14 protein-coding genes are annotated in these 19152 nt (G+C 61.0%); all 14 read right to left on the bottom strand.

Going from position 1 to position 19152, the window contains the following annotated elements; translation table 11 throughout:
• Positions 1-6: 6 nt before the first annotated feature.
• The 14 genes from K5Q19_RS14160 to K5Q19_RS14225 all read right to left on the bottom strand — a co-directional run bounded on the left by K5Q19_RS14160 (position 7) and on the right by K5Q19_RS14225 (position 18733).
• Positions 7-720, bottom strand: coding sequence for a hypothetical protein (locus tag K5Q19_RS14160; protein ID WP_137776146.1), 714 nt, complete (start codon positions 718-720; stop codon positions 7-9).
• A complete protein-coding gene (gene dpdH / locus K5Q19_RS14165; protein WP_292946281.1) occupies positions 710-3751 on the bottom strand; it encodes a protein DpdH in 3042 nt (1013 codons plus the stop codon). Before dpdH ends, K5Q19_RS14160 begins: the two co-directional genes overlap by 11 nt.
• The gene (gene dpdG / locus K5Q19_RS14170) at positions 3748-4662 is read right to left on the bottom strand and encodes a protein DpdG (RefSeq protein ID WP_137776144.1); all 915 of its coding nucleotides are present in this window, start codon (positions 4660-4662) and stop codon (positions 3748-3750) included. The genes dpdH and dpdG overlap by 4 nt, the downstream gene beginning before the upstream one ends.
• Positions 4659-7154 carry a protein DpdF gene (gene dpdF, locus K5Q19_RS14175; protein ID WP_137776143.1) on the bottom strand — a complete coding sequence of 832 codons (2496 nt, stop codon included), beginning with the start codon at positions 7152-7154 and terminating at the stop codon, positions 4659-4661. Before dpdF ends, dpdG begins: the two co-directional genes overlap by 4 nt.
• Entirely contained in the window at positions 7147-10281 is a 3135-nt protein-coding gene (dpdE, locus tag K5Q19_RS14180) for a protein DpdE (protein WP_137776142.1), read from the bottom strand. Before dpdE ends, dpdF begins: the two co-directional genes overlap by 8 nt.
• A gap of 268 nt (positions 10282-10549) precedes the next feature.
• Entirely contained in the window at positions 10550-11329 is a 780-nt protein-coding gene (locus K5Q19_RS14185) for an HAD family hydrolase (protein ID WP_137776141.1), read from the bottom strand.
• Positions 11329-12618 carry a hypothetical protein gene (locus tag K5Q19_RS14190; RefSeq protein WP_137776140.1) on the bottom strand — a complete coding sequence of 430 codons (1290 nt, stop codon included), beginning with the start codon at positions 12616-12618 and terminating at the stop codon, positions 11329-11331. Before K5Q19_RS14190 ends, K5Q19_RS14185 begins: the two co-directional genes overlap by 1 nt.
• On the bottom strand, positions 12615-13322 hold the full coding sequence (gene queC / locus K5Q19_RS14195; protein WP_137776139.1) for a 7-cyano-7-deazaguanine synthase QueC: 708 nt from the start codon (positions 13320-13322) through the stop codon (positions 12615-12617). Before queC ends, K5Q19_RS14190 begins: the two co-directional genes overlap by 4 nt.
• Positions 13319-13696 (bottom strand): 6-carboxytetrahydropterin synthase, encoded by a 378-nt coding sequence (locus K5Q19_RS14200; protein ID WP_137776138.1) that lies wholly within the window; start codon positions 13694-13696, stop codon positions 13319-13321. Before K5Q19_RS14200 ends, queC begins: the two co-directional genes overlap by 4 nt.
• On the bottom strand, positions 13696-14328 hold the full coding sequence (gene queE, locus K5Q19_RS14205) for a 7-carboxy-7-deazaguanine synthase (protein WP_137776137.1): 633 nt from the start codon (positions 14326-14328) through the stop codon (positions 13696-13698). The genes K5Q19_RS14200 and queE overlap by 1 nt, the downstream gene beginning before the upstream one ends.
• Complete coding sequence (dbpB, locus tag K5Q19_RS14210; RefSeq protein ID WP_137776136.1) at positions 14325-15413, bottom strand: DGQHR domain-containing protein DpdB; 1089 nt, start codon at positions 15411-15413, stop codon at positions 14325-14327. The genes queE and dbpB (K5Q19_RS14210) overlap by 4 nt, the downstream gene beginning before the upstream one ends.
• Positions 15376-16704: a tRNA-guanine transglycosylase DpdA gene (gene dpdA, locus K5Q19_RS14215; protein ID WP_137776135.1), complete on the bottom strand. Its 1329-nt coding sequence runs from the start codon at positions 16702-16704 to the stop codon at positions 15376-15378. The genes dbpB (K5Q19_RS14210) and dpdA overlap by 38 nt, the downstream gene beginning before the upstream one ends.
• Positions 16701-17822, bottom strand: a complete 1122-nt coding sequence (gene dbpB / locus K5Q19_RS14220) for a DGQHR domain-containing protein DpdB (protein ID WP_137776134.1) — start codon at positions 17820-17822, stop codon at positions 16701-16703. The genes dpdA and dbpB (K5Q19_RS14220) overlap by 4 nt, the downstream gene beginning before the upstream one ends.
• A complete protein-coding gene (locus K5Q19_RS14225; protein ID WP_137776133.1) occupies positions 17819-18733 on the bottom strand; it encodes a hypothetical protein in 915 nt (304 codons plus the stop codon). The genes dbpB (K5Q19_RS14220) and K5Q19_RS14225 overlap by 4 nt, the downstream gene beginning before the upstream one ends.
• Positions 18734-19152: the final 419 nt, after the last annotated feature.

Here is a 19152-nt window from a genome sequence, read left to right on the forward strand (position 1 = left end):
TCGTGCCTATCGGAGCTTGATGCGGAACGCGTCGAGCAACTTATGGCTTTCGAGCCATGTCTGCACTTCGGGCGTATAGGAATTGAGCCGCGCGTCGCTACTGGCCGCCGCGCGAATGAACGCGACGACGCTCGGCGGGATGTCGGTGGCGGCAAGCGATTTCCAGGCCGTCTCGTGCTGGCTGACAAGGCTATCGAGGCTGGCGATCGCCGCTTTGGGATCCGCAGGCAGGCTTGCACCATATGCTGCCACCTCGCTCCGGATCTGGCGAATTCTGGCAACGCTTACCCGAAACTGCGGCACCTGGCCGAGCGCGCTCAGTACATCATCCGCACCAAAGGCAGCGCGTTTGTCGACATAGGCCTTCCACGCCGCGCTCGCGGCCTTATGACCCGCGATGGCGATCCCGTTCAGGCGGTCGGTGAAGGCGTGCTTGATGTCGAAAGGCGGATCGTTGACCTTGGCCGGATCGGCTTTGATTGCCTCGCGCAGCGCCCGCGCCTTGTCGGCATAGCCCAGGCCATCGTTCGGTTCGAAATCGACCGCAACACCGGCTTCGGCAAGAGCACTCAGCGTTGCGCGAAGTCTGGTCATCAGCAACGATGCCGTTTCGAACTGCTTCGCGCGCGTGTCGAACTGGCTCGCTTCGTCGGCGGTATTCTTGAGCTTCTGATAAGTGTTGATCTTGGTTGCGAGCGTGGCGGCGCGATCAAGTAGCATCGGCTTGCTCCCCGTCGGTCTTCGCCATGGCGATCAAATCAGCCTCGATCGCGGCCAGTGATGTTTCGATCTGATCGAGACTGGCCGCCAACGCACCGTGTTTGTCATCGAGACTTTGACTGTTTGCGCCAATATTTTCATCGACTGTGTCGAGAAAGACTTGCGCTGCGGCGGCCAGAGCCGTCCCCGCCTCGACTGCGCTGCGGCGACCACGCCCGAACTGCGGAAGCGCAGCGACGGCGTCGGGTTCCTTGGCGAGGGCGCGTGCAGCCAACACCGAATCGTCATACTGCACAGACCTGAAACGCTCGAGTTCCTCGCCCAATTGCTTGGCGGTGTTACTGGTGCCGATGCCGGCATCGGCGACGGCCTGGCGCGCTGCATCGAGTGCATTGACAATGGCGGGACGATTGGCGGTCGCGCCAAAGGCGTGTTCCATCGCCTCGAGCCAGGCTTGGCGCACGGACAGTTCCGCCTTCGCCGCGGCCGGGATCGCGTCCCGGATATCGCGATAGGTTTTGGCGGGCTCCTGCGTGTCACTCTCCAGTGGCTGCAAGCGTAATTGCCATTTGGCCTGACGAAAATCCCTGATCGGTCCAAGGATGCGGCCGGGATTAAGCATCGCGCCGGCGCGTCCGCCTTTCATACTCGACATCTGCGATCGGGCAATGTCGGCAAGTTTCTCGCGGTTCTTACTGACTGTCGCGTAAAGTGATTTCATCTCGGGCGCGGTGCTGGCGCATTCCGGCGCCCAATTGCCGCTGAACGCCGCGTCGATCATATCCGCGATCGAGGCGTCGGCCTTGATCCGGCCGCCGATCGCCGCGCCGACGCAAAGGAGTTCAGTTGCCGCGGCTGCCTGGTTCCACTGCGGCGTTGGCTGGCAGATCGCACGCAACTGCACCTCGACGCTTCGCGCCCAGATTTCTACGCAGTCGAGGAATGCGGCAAGCATCTTCTCGCCATCCGGAAATTCCCAGCGAAACTGGTCCTTGCTCGCGCGTAACACGCCCTGCAGCGCGGCGGCCGCCGTCGCCGGTCGAACTAGCTCGCCCGGAATGACGAGTTTGACCGGAAGGTCCGAACGCACCTGCGTGGTCTGGCGGTCGAAGCTGATGCTGGCGGTCTGGAAAGGCTTGCCGGTCTTTCCTGTAAAGCTCGCCTTTGCGAGACCGACCATGTCCCAGTCGATCGCATTCGACACTGCAGAAAATACCAGCAGGCGAAGATTGGTCGCCACCGTCTGGTCGAGGCCGTCGCCCCCGATCCATTGCGCAATGAGCCGGTCTTCCTTGCTCACTGGAGCCTGCACCCGGGCCTCGGCGGTCACGGCGTCCGTTACCGGCTCGGCGACCTTGGCGGCGCTAGCGCCAGGAATTTCGGGAACCTCTAAAGCCGCCCGGAGTCGTTCGTCGAGATTGGCGATCTTGCCGGTGCCATCATAGAGTTCGAGGAACGCCGCCCAGCGCTGAAAATTCTGCGGATTGCGATTGGCGAGCTCGTCTTGCGCGACGACCGGCAGCGCGGTGATCCCGCCAAGCTTCTCGAGCAGTTTGAAGGGCGGGAACTTGCCGGTTGCGATCTCCGGCCCGAAATTATCGAGCACCTCGACGAGCAGATCGTTCTGCAACACGCGCGGGTTGAGCCGGTCCGGCATCGACGCATCGGCGCGCGACGCGGCATTCCACAGCGCCTGCGATGTGAATGGGTAGAGCCCATAGCCATCGACCTCTCCAAAGACCGCATGGCATTCGCTCTGGTGGACGCAAGCATTGCATTTCGAGCGTGGGCTCTCGCCGGGCACGGCGGCGTCGCTCCATTGCTCGATGCCGTCGCGCCCGAGACGTACGGCGTTGAGATAACGCGCGGTGAACTGGCTGAGCGACGCCTGCGTAACCGATCGTCCTTCGGCGCGACCGGCCGAGCGGTCCATGTCGACGATATGAGTTGTGCGCATATAAGCGGTTTCGGCGACGCTCTGGAAAAAGCCCGTCGTGACCGCGATCGCCGTGCGCATCTTGCACTGGCGATCATCACCCTGCGAGGTGATGGCTTGCAGTAACGCCCGGTCGATGCCCTGGAGGCGCGCGAACTCCTCGACGAGCAGCACGAGTTCCTGGCCCTGCGTCTTGAGGTAGCTGCGCAGTCGCGTCATCAGTTCTTCGACGCGATCTCCCGAGAAGCTCAAGGTGCGCGCCACCGCCCGATCGAGATTGCGGTTAATGATTTTGATCGCGAGCGGAAGATTAACGGTCCGGTCGAGTTCGATGATGTCGATCGCATCACGCGCGAGGCGCGACGCATGCGCGAAGTCCATCCCGCCAAGCGGCAAATCGCCGTCAGCAAAGACGCGGCGCTGATCCGGCCGGTCCTTGGCGTTGGAAGGTGCGAAGATGTGGTCGACGATCTCGGCGATGACCGTGTTGTCGCCCAGGAAATGCGCCTGACGCATGTGCGGATCCTGGAACAAATTGGGCAGGCAGACCAAAAGTTCCTGTTCGATCTCGTCGGCCTCGGGCGGCAAGACTTCCTCGCGGATGGCCTGTGCCAGGTCGTTCAGCAACTGCTGCTTTTGGTCGGCTCGACTCTGGGTGCCATCGCCGGCCGCTTGCAGCGTCTCCAGAAAACTCCCCTGCTGTTCCGGGGGCAGTTCGTCGATAATCATCCTGACGATGGCGCGCAAAGACGTCCCAGATTTGCGCACGACCAGCACGACCCGCTCTTTGGTCGGCTTGATGTTGAGCCGCATCCAGTGGACGAGGTGCGACTTGCCTGACCCGGTCTCGCCGAGGACTGCGGCCAGCGCATGCGGCCGGTCCTGACGGAGGAAATCGTCGAGAAAAGCAGCAGGCGTCATGTCGGCCCAAGATGCCTCGCCAATGTCTTGGAACGATTTGCCGACTTGAGGGCTGACCTTCAGATCCCAGTCGCTGTGGACTGCCCTGAACAAGCTGTCGCCGATATGCTCGGCGAACGGATTGATTACCTGGCGGACTGCGCCCGGATCCCAGCAGAGAAAGTTACGCATCATGCGGCGGCCTTCAGAGCGATACGGCTCACGCGCTCCTGGCGGCTGCCGAAGTCGAGGATGCGCGACGCGGCGTCAGCAACGCCCGACATGCTCAGACGCTGGCGGTCGGCAAGACGCTGGAGCGCCATGCTGGTGGTGATGGAAAGGCGCTTGTCATCGTCCGGGTCGGGGTTGAGACGCATTGCCTCGAAATCCTGGCGAACACTGCCGGTCTCGAAGACTGGGTAGATCGCCGAGAGGCGCGTCAGGAACTGTTCGACGGGCAGGTCGTCGACATCGGAGTAAATGGCAGGAAGCGCGCTTTCGATCGCCTTCACCGGGTCGGGTATGACGCGGCGCGAAGTGACGTCGTCGGGATTGTTGCCGCCGCCGACGATGGTGGCGAATCCAAGATAGCGGCCCCAATAGAGGAAGCTCTGCCAACTGGCGTAGTCGGAAATCTCGAACTTGGAGGCGTTTTCGCCGAGCAGCGCCCGCAATTCGTTGATCGGCTCCTTCGAGAAATTCATCGGTCGCAATGGGCTCGAACTCAGAAACCATGATAGCGCGACCATATAGCCCGCCTGCTTCGTGTCCGCCGCACGGTCGGGGTTGAACAAGGTTCGGCGCATAAAGCTTATGAAATGGGGTTCACTGTCGCTGCCCTTCCTGCCACCGCCGCGCGCATCGTTCGTTAGTCGCAGCTTACCCTCGACCTCCTCTACCAAGCCGAGGCGGCGCGCTTCGGCGAGCGTGTTACTGAACAAGGTGGTGGTCGATTCACCTTCTTCGCCGCCGCGGCTTCGAAGCGAAGGCGGAGTCGCCCAGGCTTCAATTCGGTCCTTCACTTCGCCACTATCGCTGTCGAACAAGGCCGCATAGATCGCAAATAGCCGACTCGGCACAGCTTCGAATGTTGTAACAATACTCATTGCGCTACTCTTGCATTAAATTCGTCGAGCGTCAGCGTCCGACCGCCGAATACATCTTTCAATCGTCGTCCATCGGGTGCCGGCTGTTCGATCGACGCCACGAAGATGCGGGGGTTGTCTGCCCGCGGCGCGAGGTTCTGTGGCTCCAACGTTTGCCGCTCGCCGACCATTACCAGTTCGGGTCCGAGGGGCAGACGCGACAAGGCGAGCGATGACAGGTCGCTGACGAAGAACGCCGACCGTTCCGCGAATTTGAGCACCCGACCCATATCGAATGGCTGGGCCCCAAGGGTTATCAACTTGGCGAGTCGCGCTTGTGCCAAGCGTTGCAGCGTGTCGCCGAGGCGGCGAGAGGCGTTGCGGGGCAAACTGCCAGGATCATAGCTGACCAGTAGGCGGAGATCGTGGTCGAAAAGATTGGCGACAAGAGGATCGAGCGGCTCGGTCCAGGGCGCTCGCGGTTCGCCGACCGCCACGCTTGTAAGACGGCAGGACGCGTCAACGCGGCAACGGCTGCAACGGCTGCACGTCCGGCCAACCCGGTTCGCGCCGTACAGGTCCTCGAGGATCGCGCTTGGGCAGCGATCATTACGCAAATACTCGCGCATGAGATCAAGATTGCGCTTGGCGGAAAGCCAGCCGACCTGGCGCACGGGTTCAACCCGCGACTGCCACAGTGCCAGTTCGAGATGGTCATCGTCGATAATCTCGATTTCGAGCCAGTCCCCTTCCTGTTCGATCCGCGGATAGGGTGTGCCAAGCAGCCGCAGTATGCCGGCGCGCGCCATCAGGGCAACGGTCCGCAGGTTCCAGTCGGTATTGGCATCACCAAACATGTCGATGTCGCGCTCGCCAGTCCCCGGGCGACCATCGATCCGCACGGCGAAATGCCCGTTTCCAAGGCTAGCCTTGCGGGCGAACATGGTCTTCCAGCGGTGGAAACCACGATCGATACTTATGACCTGCTGTGCGTTGATGCGCTCCGCGATCGCCACGTCCTTGCCTGTCGGCACGATCAGCGAGAGTGCCGCCTTGCCGTCGCGCCCACCGCGTCCAACCTCCTGATAAAATCGATCAAGCGTCTCGGGGACACAGGCATGGATGACGCTGCGGGCATGGCCATAATCGATGCCGAGCCCGAACGCCGAGGTTCCGACGACGATATCAAGTGACCCGTCGCGCCACTGACCGACAATCTCTTCACGCTCAGCGCGCCCGGTCTTACCATGGAGTTTGCGCACCCGGCGGAAGCCCGCTTCGACGAGCCGCGTGTACCAGGCGTTGGCAGCGGCAACTTCGGTGACATAAAGCACCGCCGGCCGGGGCACATGGTGAAGCGCCTCGAGGACTTGGGCAATGCGGCTGGCCTCGTTGGTCAACGGTGCAATCCAATAGTCCGGTTCCGGCCGCAACTGGACCGCAGCCAGGCTTTCAAAATTGCTTTCGGCACCGAACAGCGAGCGCAAAGTCTCGAGCGAGGAATCGGTGAGTGTTGCCGACAACATGATGGTGCGCAGCGCTTGGCCAGCAGGCGCCGCCGACAGCAGTTCGCGCCGCAGACCGCTAAGTTCCTGGAACTCGGTCCGGAAGCCTGTACCCCATTGGTCGACCAGATGGGCTTCATCGATCACCATGGCTCGCAGCAGTCCCGCCTCGGCTGCGCGCCGCAAGGGGTCACGCAGTCGGCCGCAAGCAGCTTCTGGCGACGCAAAGCAAAGACCTTGAGTGCCGTCCGTGATCCTCTCGGCGATGATGTTGTTCTGGACATCGTTGCCGCCCTGAAACGCGAGCGGCGGCGACAGCCCGCAGACTTTGACCGCTTCCTGTTCGTGATTGACGCCGAGCGCTACGGTCGGAACGATCACTAGGGTAACGCCGCGGTTTTCCGCCTGGTCTGCCCCAACGAAGCCTACGGTCTGGACTAACTGGAAAATCATGCTCTTGCCCTCGCCAGTCGGGAGAGCGACGACGAGGCTTCCGCCGGCCGGGGTCGAAAGCGCAGCACGAACGGCGGCGCGCTGTCCGCGACTACGATAGGAAGTGCGACCGACCGCAGCGAGCAACGGATCGCCTTCGCAGCCAGCGTTGTTGAACTCGCGGCGTGTCGCCTCTGACGCGGCAAATGTCTCGACTCCGTCGCCTGGGTCGGAGAGCCATGTCGGCGTCCAGGGTTGAAGTATCACAAGACGCGTCTTGCCGGCGGCAGTGGAGTGGAGCCCGACCGCATCCCAATCGGCGAACCCTTCGAAGCGCGGGTGTGACACCTGCACTGCGGGAGTAACCATCGCGCCGCGTCGCACATGCTCATGGGTCAGCGCCTGCCGGAGCAAGACGGCAAGATCGAGGCTACTCGCCTGACAAGCAGGGTCTACCAGCGCCTTGCGCAACCGCTCAATCGCTGGCGACCGACCTTGCCAGTCGGCGGCGCTACCAGTGAGATTGAGCAGGTGGCTCAGCGCGACAAAGGCATTATGATCGTCGAGGTCAGCCATGAGCGGACTTCGCGAGTGCCCCGCCTAGGATGAAGCACCCCATGGCGTCGAGCCGGATCGCAGGCGATGCGATGCTGGGCAGGATCGATTCGATCAGCGCGATATCTTCACGCGCCATCGTGTCGCCGGCTGACTGGCGGCGCTGGAGGCGATTGCGCCGCCGCTGCAGGTCGCTTGCCGCAAGGGTTGTGGCCGCAGTAATCGTCTCGAGAACGGCGGGTTGCTTGGACAAGGTTTGCCGCGCGCCGTCCCGCACGCTGCGACACACCGCTGGGAATGCGGCTGGGTCGATATAGTCGGCGAGGATATGCGGCCGGCTACCAAGATTAATGTCCGCGCCCGGGCCTTTGACATGCCCATTGTAAGGTTTGGACAGGACGGCAAGCAGTGCTGGATTGGTGACCGGGTCACCATTGATGTCAATAAACAGGGTTTGCTCACTTTGCGCAAAATAGCGCTGCGCACGGCGCGACGCGGCAAGTTCGGCGCGCGACGGCGCGAGCAGATCGGCCATGTCGAGGCTGGGCTCGATCGTGAAACAGAGCTTGAACCCGATCCAGGCGTCGTCGCGCCAGTCCGCGACAGGACGATAGGTGACGAACGCTGTCCCGCGATCGTCCCAGCGCGTGAAGCGCACCAGCATATCGATGAGCGGCGTGCCTGGCCGCAGTAAGGTCACGGCGGCTCGACGTGTCGCGATCCGGCGCTTCCAGCTAAGTGGCTGGCTGTCGTCGAGTTCGAGTTGTTGTTGCCACGGCATGCGAGGGATCAACGTCTGTTTGGTGATGCCGAGCTTGAACGGATCTTCCTCGGGCCAGGCGAATGGCCGCTTCTTCAATTGCAGCGCGCCTATCAACCATCGGTCAACGCCGGTCTCAAGCGCGGCCTCGTCCGCTTCGGCATCATCCAGGGCCTGGATGAAGGTCTCGACTGGTTCCTCAGCCAATGCGATCCGGTCGAGCGCATATTGCTCGTCCTGCGACTTTCGTTCGTCGGCGATCTGGCTCCGGATTTCTTCGGCCAGCCCGACCAGGGCATCAGGCCCGGTCATCAACAAGGCATCGAGCGCGCGGGTCTCGAAATCCTCGAGAAGGAATTGCACATCGCTGATCGAGCGGTGGAAGATCGACAAGCCGTCAGCGAGCAGGGTCTGCCACGCGGAAAAGGCACATTCATCTTCGTCGGAAGGCAGCAGTATCCGGTGACGGATAATCCCGTGGCGCCGGCCATAACGGTCGAGACGCCCGATCCGCTGTTCAATCCGGGCGGCGCTCAATGGTAGATCGAGATGCACGATCGCATCGGCAAAGCTGAGATTAAGTCCTTCTTCGGCCGAGCGATCGACGATGAGAACTGCAGCGTCGGGTGCCTGTGCGAACGCCGCGACGCCTTCTTCGTCATCATCCACTGCTTCGCCGCCCTCGATGAGCAGCAGGCAAGGCGTGTCGTCGAGTTCGTCTTCCAGCGCTTCGTGGAATGCCGCCGCCAGCGCTGTCGCGGTGGCGAACACGACGATCTTGGGGTGGGCGACGTCGGTCCGCAGCGTTTTGATCAGCCGCCGTACGCTTTCGACCATAGTTTCGATGCGGTCGGCATCGTCATACTCTTCGGCCTCGTCGCGCAGCGCGTCGAGGATTTCTGCTTCGCCAGCAAAAATCGGCACGACGCTGGCGAGCCAGACTCGGAGTGCATCGGCGCCTTCTGACACCGCGCCGAGAAGGTCGCGGTAGCGCGCGGCGAGCAGCGGCGAACCCGCATTGCCATCGACCAGCGAGTCAACCGCGGCCGACCGCCAGTCCTCGATCGTCCCTAGCAACACGACCAGATCGTCGCTCGGATCGCCTTCGGTGCGGACATGGGGCATGGCACCGCCATCAGGTCCGCGTGGCCGGAACTCCCAGCCCTGGGCATCGGCGCGACGCGAGCGGATCAGGCGCTGGTGGATACGATAGCTGTCGGCGACATGCTCTTTGAGCGCACCGCACAGGTCGACGAGTCGTTCGGGTGCCGCGCGGGTTGCCTCGATCAATTGCGGTGCCAGATCCTGGACGACCGGATCATCGGGAAAGCTGCGGACAAGTTCGGCACCGCGCTGGCGCAGTACGATCCCGGATGCGTCGGGGTCGAGGCTGAGAAGCAAGCGGCCGATCGCGCGGCGTTGTTCGAGCTTCAATCGGAATCCGTCCAGGTCGTCGAGCGGATGGGTCAGCGGATCAAGCAGGTTCAGCAGCGCCAGGAACCGGGCTTCTTCGCCAAGCGGCGGTGTGGCGGACAGCAGCAGCAGTACCGGTACGTCGCGGGCGAGTTCGCGCAAGCGCGTCGCCGATGCCGCAAGCGGGCCGCCCTCAAGTCCGACCAGATGATGCGCCTCGTCGACCACCAGAACGTCGGGTGTTCGCGTGACTCGTGCAATGTCGGCATGCGAGCAGCATTCGAAGGGCTCACCGAACTGGTCGAGGCGGAGCTTCTCGGAGAGTTCGCGCCGCCATTGTTCACAGAGCGCCCCCGGCGTCGCAATCAGCACTTCGGTGTCGGGATTGTCGATTAGATGCTGACGGATGATCAGCCCGGCTTCGATAGTCTTGCCGAGCCCGACCTCGTCGGCGAGCAGATAGCGCTGGATCGGATCGCTCAGCACGCGGCGCACCGCCGCGACCTGATGCGGCACGAAGTCGATCCCAGCCGAGAGCAGCGCGGTTAGCCCTTGCGCTGCGCTGGTGAGCGTTCGCAGAGGGGACAGCGCCGCTTGGCGGCGGTCATGCAGATACTGACTCTCGGCGGCGCCTGCGGCGAGCATTTCAGCGGGGTCCTCGGGCGCGTTCCACGGCCGCACGAACAGATCGACTTCACTGAAGTCCTTCTGCTTCCCGTTGGGGAAGCGAACCTCATAAGTGATGAGGCCATTTTCATGCTGGAGATAGTCGCTGATCCGACCGACCCGCATGCGCTCGTCGTCGAGAACATAGGCGCGAGTCTGAGGACTGAGGTAGGCACGCGCGACGTGGTCTACATCACACTCGATCTCTTCACTACGCTGGATCGAATGGAAAATCGACACAGTGCAGCGACCGTCGACCGCCGACTGCAGTTTCCCTACGCCCTTCTGCCCAGGCAATCCGACTAGCATTCCCTTGAACAGACCCGCACCCCTCGCAAGTGATTCTCGATAACTGCACCCTCATTGCGTTCCTACCGACAGGGGCTTGAGAACCAACCAAAAAACGAGAGCGTCTATTGTTTCGCTTGAGTCCGATGTTCTTGCCAGCCCTTTATGCGCAGTTCGCAGGCAAGACATCGTCAGAGCTCGAGAAAGGCGCGCGCAAACCGAAAGCCAGCTCGTTTAGAGCGAATACAGCTCGAATTTCATTTGGCGGGCAGGCGTGCGACATTCGACATCAACTGCCGGTGATCGCCCTCCGCTCGGCAAGCACGATATCTGGCACTTCCGCGAAGTTGGCTATGGTATAATCGGGACCAACCTTTCCCACCGCGGGCAACCAGCGCGGCTGAAAGCCACCCGGGAAATAAATCGTTTCAAGCCCGGCAGCCTTTGCGGGTGCGATGTCTCGGTCGAGTTGATCGCCAACCATGAATGCCTCGAGCGTGCCGGTTAGGCGGAGAATGCGGCGATACAGATCCGGTCGTTTTACACCTTCGACGATTCGTGTGAAGTGCCTGCCGAGACCAAGCCGCTCCGCAGTGCGCTCGACCTTCGCTCGCGCGGCCTCGGTTATGATCAAGACGGTGCAGCCGGCCGCCTCGAGCGCAAGCAGGCCAGCCTCTACCCCAGGCCGTATAGCCGGAGCGTGCCCAAGATCGCTGAAATAGGCAGCTTCGATCACGCCTATCGCGTCCTCGGCGATCCGCTCCTTCCCCGACCCGACGAAGGCAAGACGCGCTGCGCGCGCGACATCTTCGCCGTGCAGTGCTTCGGCGAGGGCGGCGATGAGCAGTCGCGGCGGATAGCGAAGTCCAGCATGATGATGCTCGGCGATTCCCTGGTCCGCCGCACGCACGAACGCGAGCCTGTCCTCTATTGCCGATTGCCGACTGGTCGCTGATTCAACGGCTGCGAGCAAATGCAACTGTGCAGCCGCGAAGACGCCGTCGGTGTCCCACAGCGTGTTGTCGGCGTCGATAAAGACGGTGGCAGGAGCTTGGCGGCGGGTTTCCATCAATTGTTTCCCCGCACGTGTACCCGAACATGGGGCGAGGTCAGGTGCCCTGTTGGCTTAGTGTCTGAGCCGCCAGTGCGGGCCGGCATCTGGATTAGGTCAACATCGGCCGCGACTGGCTTTTCCGGCCAAAGCAGTTTGACTTGGATCGGAACGGCGGGCTGCCTGGCAACAAAGGCCTGAATGAGCGTGATGAGAATCACGAAGAGCAGCAAGCATCGCAACGCCCAGGCGAGCAGACTCTGAGCGGGGCCGAGATAGCGAAGTTTGTCGGCGGTCTTGGCAGCGACCAAATAGGACTCCATCACGTAATTTTTGAAATATTCCTCTTTTAGTTGAGGGCGTATCACGGGGCCGCCCTGTCCGACCTCAACGAATGACTTGGCCCAACCCTCGGGCGACACGCCGATCATCTCGCGAAAGAACAAAAAGGAGCGGGTCGGCCCCGCCTGGCGCTTGGCGGTCGCTTCCTTCGAATATTTGAACCGTGTGCGCGTCGCGTGGAATGTAACCAACGCGCCGGCGACCGCGGCGAGCACGAACAATACGAAGGTGAGGTAGGCCCCGATCAACACCAACCGCCAGCCAGTGTCGAGGCGGTCGGCAAGCGCGAGCGGATAGCTGGCGCTGAAGCTCGCGAACAAAGCGCCCGACAAGGCACTGAGGAAGGTCGTGACGGTGAGCAGGCGGGTCGCCTTCTGGTCCTGATATTCGGTCTGCGCCTTCACTTCGGTAAGCGAGGCTTTGGCCAAGTCGATCGCATCGTCGAGCGACAGTTCGGGTGCGGTCAACTTCTGTAGAGCAGTCTTGGCGTCGGCCTGAATCTTGGCAAGCTGCTCTTTGCTGGGTTCGTCTTGCGCAACGATCTGTTCGAGTACTGCTTTGGCGGCATCGATCTCGGCGACATCGCCAGCCGTGATCGGTCCAGTCCAATCCTTCATCGCCGTGGCCATGTCGGCAAGGATGTCATCGGACTTGAGACTGGCAATGATGCGCTTGTCGGGCCCTGGTAATTGCCAGCTAGCCGCCCAGTCGCGCACAGCGGCGGGCAGTCGACGATAGCTGATGAGATCGCGAAGCGCGGCCTTGATAATCGTCGGGAAACGGTGATGTTTGGTGTTTAGGCGCGGATAGAAGTCGATGCTCGCGTTGAAGAGTGATTGCAGCACTGCGCGTGGCCACCACAGCCCCGCGTTTGTCTTGAGCTTCACGCTGTCCTGTCGTGATTGCTCCGCATCCGAAGTTGGCGTTACCGCCGCGTTGGCGGCGGGCGCTGCGGCCTCGTTCATGCGGGTTCCTCCTGACGATAGGCGTGAAACCCGCGGGCGCGAAGCTCGCAGGCAGGACAGGTTCCGCAGCCATAACCCCAGTCACGACGTGTGTCGCGCTCGCCGCGGTAGCAGGTGTGGCTGTGCTCGACGATGAGATCGACCAATGCGTCTCCGCCCAATTGATCGGCCAGCGCCCAGGTCGCCGCCTTGTCCAGCCACATGAGCGGAGTATGCAGCACGAAATTCTGCGCCATGCCAAGATTGAGCGCGACCTGGAGCGCCTTAATCGCGTCGTCGCGGCAATCAGGATAGCCGGAGAAATCGGTCTCGCACATGCCCCCGACGATGTGTCCGAGCCCGCGCCGATAGGCGAGCGTCGCAGCGAAAGTGAGGAACAGGATGTTCCGTCCGGGCACGAACGTGTTGGGTAGTCCGTTCGCGTTCATCTCAATCGCGACATCGCGGGTCAGCGCCGTATCCGAGACCTCCCCGAGCGTCGCCAGCCCAAGGCTGTGATCCGCGCCGAGATGTCCGGCCCATCCTGGATTAATCTCGCAGATGCGTTTTAGGATTTCACCGCGGCATTCGAGTTCGACTGCATGGCGTTGGCCGTAATTGAACGCCAATGTCTCGACCGTGTCGAAACGATCGAGAGCCCAGGCGAGACACGTTGCCGAATCCTGTCCTCCGGAGAGGAGGACAAGTGCGCCGGTTTTGCTCATGCATCGACTTCCATGGGGCCATAGTAGAAGCAGGCCTCACCACTGCTGTCGCGGTAGACGCTGACTTTAAACAGATTACCGATTGAGGGGGAGAGCCGCTGCCAGATCCAGCGGCTGAGATTTTCCATAGTCGCTGGCCCAAGATCATTGATCTCGTCCAGGAAGCGGTGGTCGAGCGCGTCCCGGGCATCGGCCATTTTTCGCTCGAGCAGGCCCAGGTCCACAACCATCCCCGTTACGGGATCGGGACGACCGCGCACAGTTACCTCGGCACGGTAGCTATGGCCATGTATGCGCCGGCTAGATTCGGTTTCGATCAACCGGTCGAGGGTGTGGGCGGCGTCGAAGCGAAACTGTTTGCTGAGCTCGAACATCAGCGAATTCCGATCATTTTGTGCGACTGGAGCGAGAGGCGCCAGCGCGGGTTGTCGGTGCAATAGGTGATCGCCGCCTCGAGGTTGGCTGCGGCGGTCGGCGAATCCATTGGCTGCAGGAAGAAATGGTCAAATGCGAGATGTTCGAACATTTCGGGTGGAGCACTTTCCTGCGGATAGACGAGCTTCAACTCATGGCCCCATTGGAGAACGAGATCGGCATCAGCCTTCGGGCTCACACAGATCCAATCGATTCCGGCAGGTGCAATCTGGGTGCCGTTGGTCTCAACCCCAATGTCGAAGTCGCGGTCATGGAGCGCGGCGACAAGAGCATCATCGACCTGAAGCAGAGGCTCGCCGCCAGTCATCACGACATATCGGTTAGCTGACGATCCCGCCCATTCGGCGGCAATCGCATCGGCTAGGGCCTCGGCGTCGGTGAAGCGCCCGCCACCAGTTCCGTCCATTCCGACGAAATCGGTATCGCAGAAAGTACAGACCGAGGTCGCGCGATCAGCCTCGCGGCCAGACCAGAGATTGCAACCGGCAAAGCGGCAAAACACAGCAGCGCGGCCCATTTGCGCGCCCTCGCCCTGCAGGGTCTTGAAGATTTCCTTGACCGCGTAACTCACGCTGTCCCCGCTTCGGGTTCGAGCAAGGGTAACGGCACCGATTTGCGGCGCTTGCGCTGGTCTGCTTTCACGATGGCGATCAGGTAGTGTTTGAGCAGTGCGACGTCGCGATTGACGTTCTGAAGGCCGTTCCAGCGCCGCACTTCGCCTGACAATTCCCATTCGCCGCTTGTCCAGGCAGTCTTGCCCTTGAGGCATTCGAGCCCCTCGCGGAACTCCTCGACGCTGCGCGCCTCAGAACGCTGTGCGAGTACTTCCATGACATCGCCCATCGCCTGGATCCCGGCACCGTGAAGCAGACGCGAAGTCGCTGGCTTATGACCATGCCAGGCTTCGGGCCAGACCTTCTTCACTGCCTCGAAGAAATTGGAGACGATCCGGACGCAGCGCTCGATGCCCTTGGGGCTGCGGATCAACTCGCGCATTACACCGTTGCTCAACGATTCCATGATGATCCGCTGAATAACCGTGTCTGCGATGATGCCATCGGGGCACGTGTGCTGCTTAATATAGCCCTTAAGCGCAGTGTTTTCGAAATTGAGCCGGGCGGTGAGGTCGGAGGCGACCGAACGTCGGCTGAGGCGCGGCGGCAGGTTGTCGACAGTCGGCAGCAGTTCGTAGATCAGCGATTTGGGCAGTGGTTTAGTGTTGTTGATCAGTACGAACTGCCGTCGCAGTTCGGCCTCGTCGCGGCAGATCAAGGCGGACACGAAGATCTGGAAGTCCCGGTCGACCTCGGCCAGCGCGGACAGGCGCTGCTGGCCATCGACGACTAGGCCTGGAACGCCGCTGCTCATGTCGATCGACAGCCGCCTGGTGCCGTTGCCGAGATCCTCGACCTCGACGCGATCGGTGAAGGCGACGACGATCGGATTGGGGAGGACCGAGTTGGGCTGTTCGAGATAGTCGCGGATTTCGCGGATGTGCGCGGCGACCTGCGGGCGCTGGAACCCGCTAAGTTCGCCTTGCCCATCGCGGCCGATGCGCTCGATTGCGGCGAAGCGGAGCACGTCGGCCGCCGTTGTCGCGAAGCTGAGCACTTGGTGTTCACTGCTCTGCTGCGCAGAGATGGCGAGGTAGGTCATTGGGGTTGACGGCACGCTTCAAATCCAGTCGTTCAATATGTTCGTGGTAGACCGCGAGATTGTGGATCCCGCGGCGCTTGTTGCGGTTGCTGCCGCGAAAGATGATCACGTCAATCGCGGCGTCCTGGCAGATCTTGCAAGGACATTGTTTCCAGGGACGTTCGGTCAGGGTGACCCGGTAGCGCTGGGCGAGACGCGCCAGCGCGATGCTGTCCTTGCAATCTTCGTACGGTTTTTCCTCAACCAGCGGCGCGCTGTAGACGAGAACGTTGTGGAGGGTTTCTTCAAGGTCGGCGGCGCCGCGATCGAACGCGCGGAGCGAGTTCAACGCCAGAGCCTCAAGGCGCACCAGTTCCTCGGCGCGGAACATGCCCTTCTTGACCCCGCGCTGGAGCTTGGGGTTCTCGATCGCCTGCGGCACCCGGATCGAGGTGAAGTAGCGCAAGCCCAGGCCGTCGCCGGGCAGGTAATAATTCTGCTTGGCGTCCTTGAACGCGCGGATCAGCGGCGAGGTCGTGTCGAAGCTCGCGATGTCATAGCCGTGGAAGCTGTCGATATCGTCGGCTTTGGCGAAACCTAGGATATGAAGCCGGGTCGACGCCGGCACCGCGTCGCGGATCGCCTCGAGCACCAACTTGATCTCGGGCGACTTCAAGGGAACCATGCCGCCGATCGCGAGATAGTCATAGCCCATCGTCACCAGCCGGCGGGCCGCCTCGGCCATGCTGCCTGGTGACCAGCCCTGAACGACGCCCAAGGGCATAAAGCTAGCGTCGATCGCCAGCGTTTCGCGGTGGAAAGCATCGGCATTTTCGAGCGTTATTTCGAAGCGTGCCTTGGCATCGTCGCTGCCCCCGGCCATGCCCTGACCCGCGGGGTCGAAGTCGAAGATGATGTGATCGACCGAGCAGCCATGGGTGAAGCCGCATTCGTCGTAGAACTCGGCCATTTCCGCCGCCGAATAAGGGGGGCGCTCTTCCTGGACATAGGTGAACGCGCCGCAGTCGCCGAAGATTTCGAGATGCGCGAACTCGGGCTTGTCGAGACGTAGGAACTTGCGCACGCCGACTAGGTGGAAGCGCCGCGCCTGGCTGGCGGTGTATTTGCCCTTCACGCGATGGTCGCCGACGATGCCACGCGACACCAGCACGCCGTCATAGGGCGCATAGCCGAGGATCTCGTGCGGGTAGGCGTCGTCCCAATAGGGCTGGCGCTCGGCAGGGCTACGGTCGCCGATAAAATCGAAGGCCGGATCGACATAATCGAGGCTGTCGGCGAAAATGAACTTCATGCGGGCACCCGCGCCTGTTCACGCTCGATGCGGATAAGGTGCTCACTAAGCTTATTGATGTGCTGCGGCGTCGATTGGAGTTCGTTCCATGCGAGGTCGAGACCTTCCCAGCGACCTTCTGTCCAGCGACACAGTGGTGCAAGCCGAACGAGGCTCTCACGCACAACGGCTGCTTTGTTGGTCGATCCGTCAGCGCGCAGCATGATCGTGTCCATCAGAGCCCCCATGGCTCGGATGCCGACCGAGTGCATAAGGCGGCTGTCCTTTGGTGCTTTGCCCCAAGCATCTGGAAATGTATCGCGCACAGCCGACCAATACGTGACGAGCGCGTCATACATTGACGCGGTGTCGTTGCCGTCACCATTGTGCTTGAACTGACCTAGGGCACCCGCTGTCGTCTTCAAGCTCGCCTTCATGGACTCAATCAAGGCATTATCGCTGATGATGCCGGTCGAATTTCTCGCGTCCGATTCCCGCTTGATGAGTTTGAAAAACGGTGAATTGGGATCGGTGTTCAAGACATTGCAAAGCTCACTCGGCAACTGGCGCGCAGCCAGATGGCGAGGAAGTTGCACACTGACCTCCGGGAGAAGTTCATCGATAAGGCCGGTCGGTAGCTTTCTAGATTTGTTAACGAGGATGAATTGTTCTCTCTGCGTCGCGACTTCATCCGAAATGAAGCCGATAATGGGAACAGCGATCTCCTTGTTTGTGGCGGCTGCAAGCGCGAGCGAGCGCTGTTGGCCATCTACAATCCATGCCGCTCTATTACCCTCCGGATAGATCGGGATGCAAAGCGTGCCTGCGTCGCCAACTTCGCATATGTTTCCCGGTGACCGGCCCCGCGCCGAAGCAAACTCGACCTCAGCAGAAAGGGCCAAAATGATAGCGTTCGGGAAAAGGACCGGACCGCTGTTCAAAAAGGTTGTGATCTCTTTGACATGATCTCGAACTTCGCGGCGCTGGAAGCCCTTTAGTTCATGATCTTCGCGTCGAACACGGCTGATGTCAGCAATTCGATTGATATCTGCACCGAAGAGAAAGAATGCAAAAATGGCTGTGCCTTGCCCCTGCTCGGCACGGACGGCGCGAACCTTAAGCTGCTCCCGCGAAGTCATACCTGTTCGCTCCGTATGGCGCTTGCGAGCCTGGCGTAACGCCCCTGCTCACAAGCTACGTTGAATTCATTCCTTAGACGTCGCAGCGGAATCCCCCCACAGCCCCGCCAGTGAGCGCGCATGAGTTCAAGAATCTCGCGATCCTCAAGGCGGATGCGAACCGCTTTTTCCGGTAGTCGCCAACCTGCCAAAGCTGCTGTGACCAGCGCTGTGTGCTCGGTCAGCGACCGACGATGATCGCCAACTAGAATCTCACTGGCGAAATGACGAAGTGCGCGACCTGCGAAGTCGCTCAGTGTACCGGAAATTGGGCTGTCCGGGCCATTGAGGCGATCATCATAAGGCATGACAAATTGGCGCAGTGCATTTGCAATGCGTTCGATCGGAGCACGCGTAAACAGTCGGAGACGAGCACGGGTCACTTCGGGCAGAGCCAAAAGATCATCCGCAATCATTTCTAGATACGCATCAGAAAGCGCGCAAAGGATCATGCCGTCCTGTCGGTTGACCAACTCCCAAAAATCAACACTGAAGGGCGAAGCGCTAACCAAACTGGCCCACCATCGAGAAGATGAGAAAGCGCCATCGACACGCGATGCAACGCTGTCCGGGGCATTTGTAAGGATCGTACATGCGTAGGGCGGCACCTCCGAAGATGCATCAATCAAACCGAGTCCTGCGGAAACGACAAGTAGTTGAGCGTTGAGTTCGCGCGCTACCGAACGAGCTTCTTGAAAGCCTCGCCCCCCATAAATTTCATGAGCAGGAAACCGCACTTCCGCCGAGGACAGGCGATCACCCCATTCGGCTGCCAGATCAGCCAAATGCGCCGACGGCAGAGTGCAAATGCGGAGTTCGCCTGTCACGCTCTGCCGCTTGCGATTGGTGCAGGTTGTGATGACGAGCGTCACGGCAGACTCAATCTCCTTGGCATTTATGATAGCCTTGTTGTCCCAGTTCCTCCACATTTAATTCGACGCAAATGCAATTTTTTGATCTCATAAATAGGCGATTGGTTCAAGGTGGTGCCCTGCATTCGTCGATTGCCGATCTACGAGCTGCGACGCATTTAAGTGACTTGAATGAGATCAGGTAATTTTCTAGAAATGAGCTTCCGGTCAAGTCCCCGCTTATCCGGCCCGCTATCGGAAGTCCGTTCAACGCAGGCCTGACTGGCGTCGTATCTTCGAATGAACCCATTCGGCCATGAGACCGAAATGTCACGAAGTCCGATTTGAGAGCGAATGCCGACAGAAGTTAGCGTCCGCGCTCGTGGTGTAATTTTCGGTGGAGATTTAGGTGCTGCTGGTGGTGGGGCATGCCCCACCAC

The organism is Novosphingobium sp. (assembly GCF_019748365.1).
In the GTDB taxonomy this organism is placed as follows: domain Bacteria; phylum Pseudomonadota; class Alphaproteobacteria; order Sphingomonadales; family Sphingomonadaceae; genus Novosphingobium.

What these genes read in the sequence shown, in the direction of transcription:
- K5Q19_RS14160 (WP_137776146.1), bottom strand. Translation starts at nt 720, where the DNA reads ATGCTACTTGATCGCGCCGCCACGCTCGCAACCAAGATCAACACTTAT.
- dpdH (WP_292946281.1), bottom strand. Translation starts at nt 3,751, where the DNA reads ATGATGCGTAACTTTCTCTGCTGGGATCCGGGCGCAGTCCGCCAGGTA.
- dpdG (WP_137776144.1), bottom strand. Translation starts at nt 4,662, where the DNA reads ATGAGTATTGTTACAACATTCGAAGCTGTGCCGAGTCGGCTATTTGCG.
- dpdF (WP_137776143.1), bottom strand. Translation starts at nt 7,154, where the DNA reads ATGGCTGACCTCGACGATCATAATGCCTTTGTCGCGCTGAGCCACCTG.
- dpdE (WP_137776142.1), bottom strand. Translation starts at nt 10,281, where the DNA reads ATGCTAGTCGGATTGCCTGGGCAGAAGGGCGTAGGGAAACTGCAGTCG.
- K5Q19_RS14185 (WP_137776141.1), bottom strand. Translation starts at nt 11,329, where the DNA reads ATGGAAACCCGCCGCCAAGCTCCTGCCACCGTCTTTATCGACGCCGAC.
- K5Q19_RS14190 (WP_137776140.1), bottom strand. Translation starts at nt 12,618, where the DNA reads ATGAACGAGGCCGCAGCGCCCGCCGCCAACGCGGCGGTAACGCCAACT.
- queC (WP_137776139.1), bottom strand. Translation starts at nt 13,322, where the DNA reads ATGAGCAAAACCGGCGCACTTGTCCTCCTCTCCGGAGGACAGGATTCG.
- K5Q19_RS14200 (WP_137776138.1), bottom strand. Translation starts at nt 13,696, where the DNA reads ATGTTCGAGCTCAGCAAACAGTTTCGCTTCGACGCCGCCCACACCCTC.
- dbpB (WP_137776136.1), bottom strand. Translation starts at nt 15,413, where the DNA reads ATGACCTACCTCGCCATCTCTGCGCAGCAGAGCAGTGAACACCAAGTG.
- dpdA (WP_137776135.1), bottom strand. Translation starts at nt 16,704, where the DNA reads ATGAAGTTCATTTTCGCCGACAGCCTCGATTATGTCGATCCGGCCTTC.
- dbpB (WP_137776134.1), bottom strand. Translation starts at nt 17,822, where the DNA reads ATGACTTCGCGGGAGCAGCTTAAGGTTCGCGCCGTCCGTGCCGAGCAG.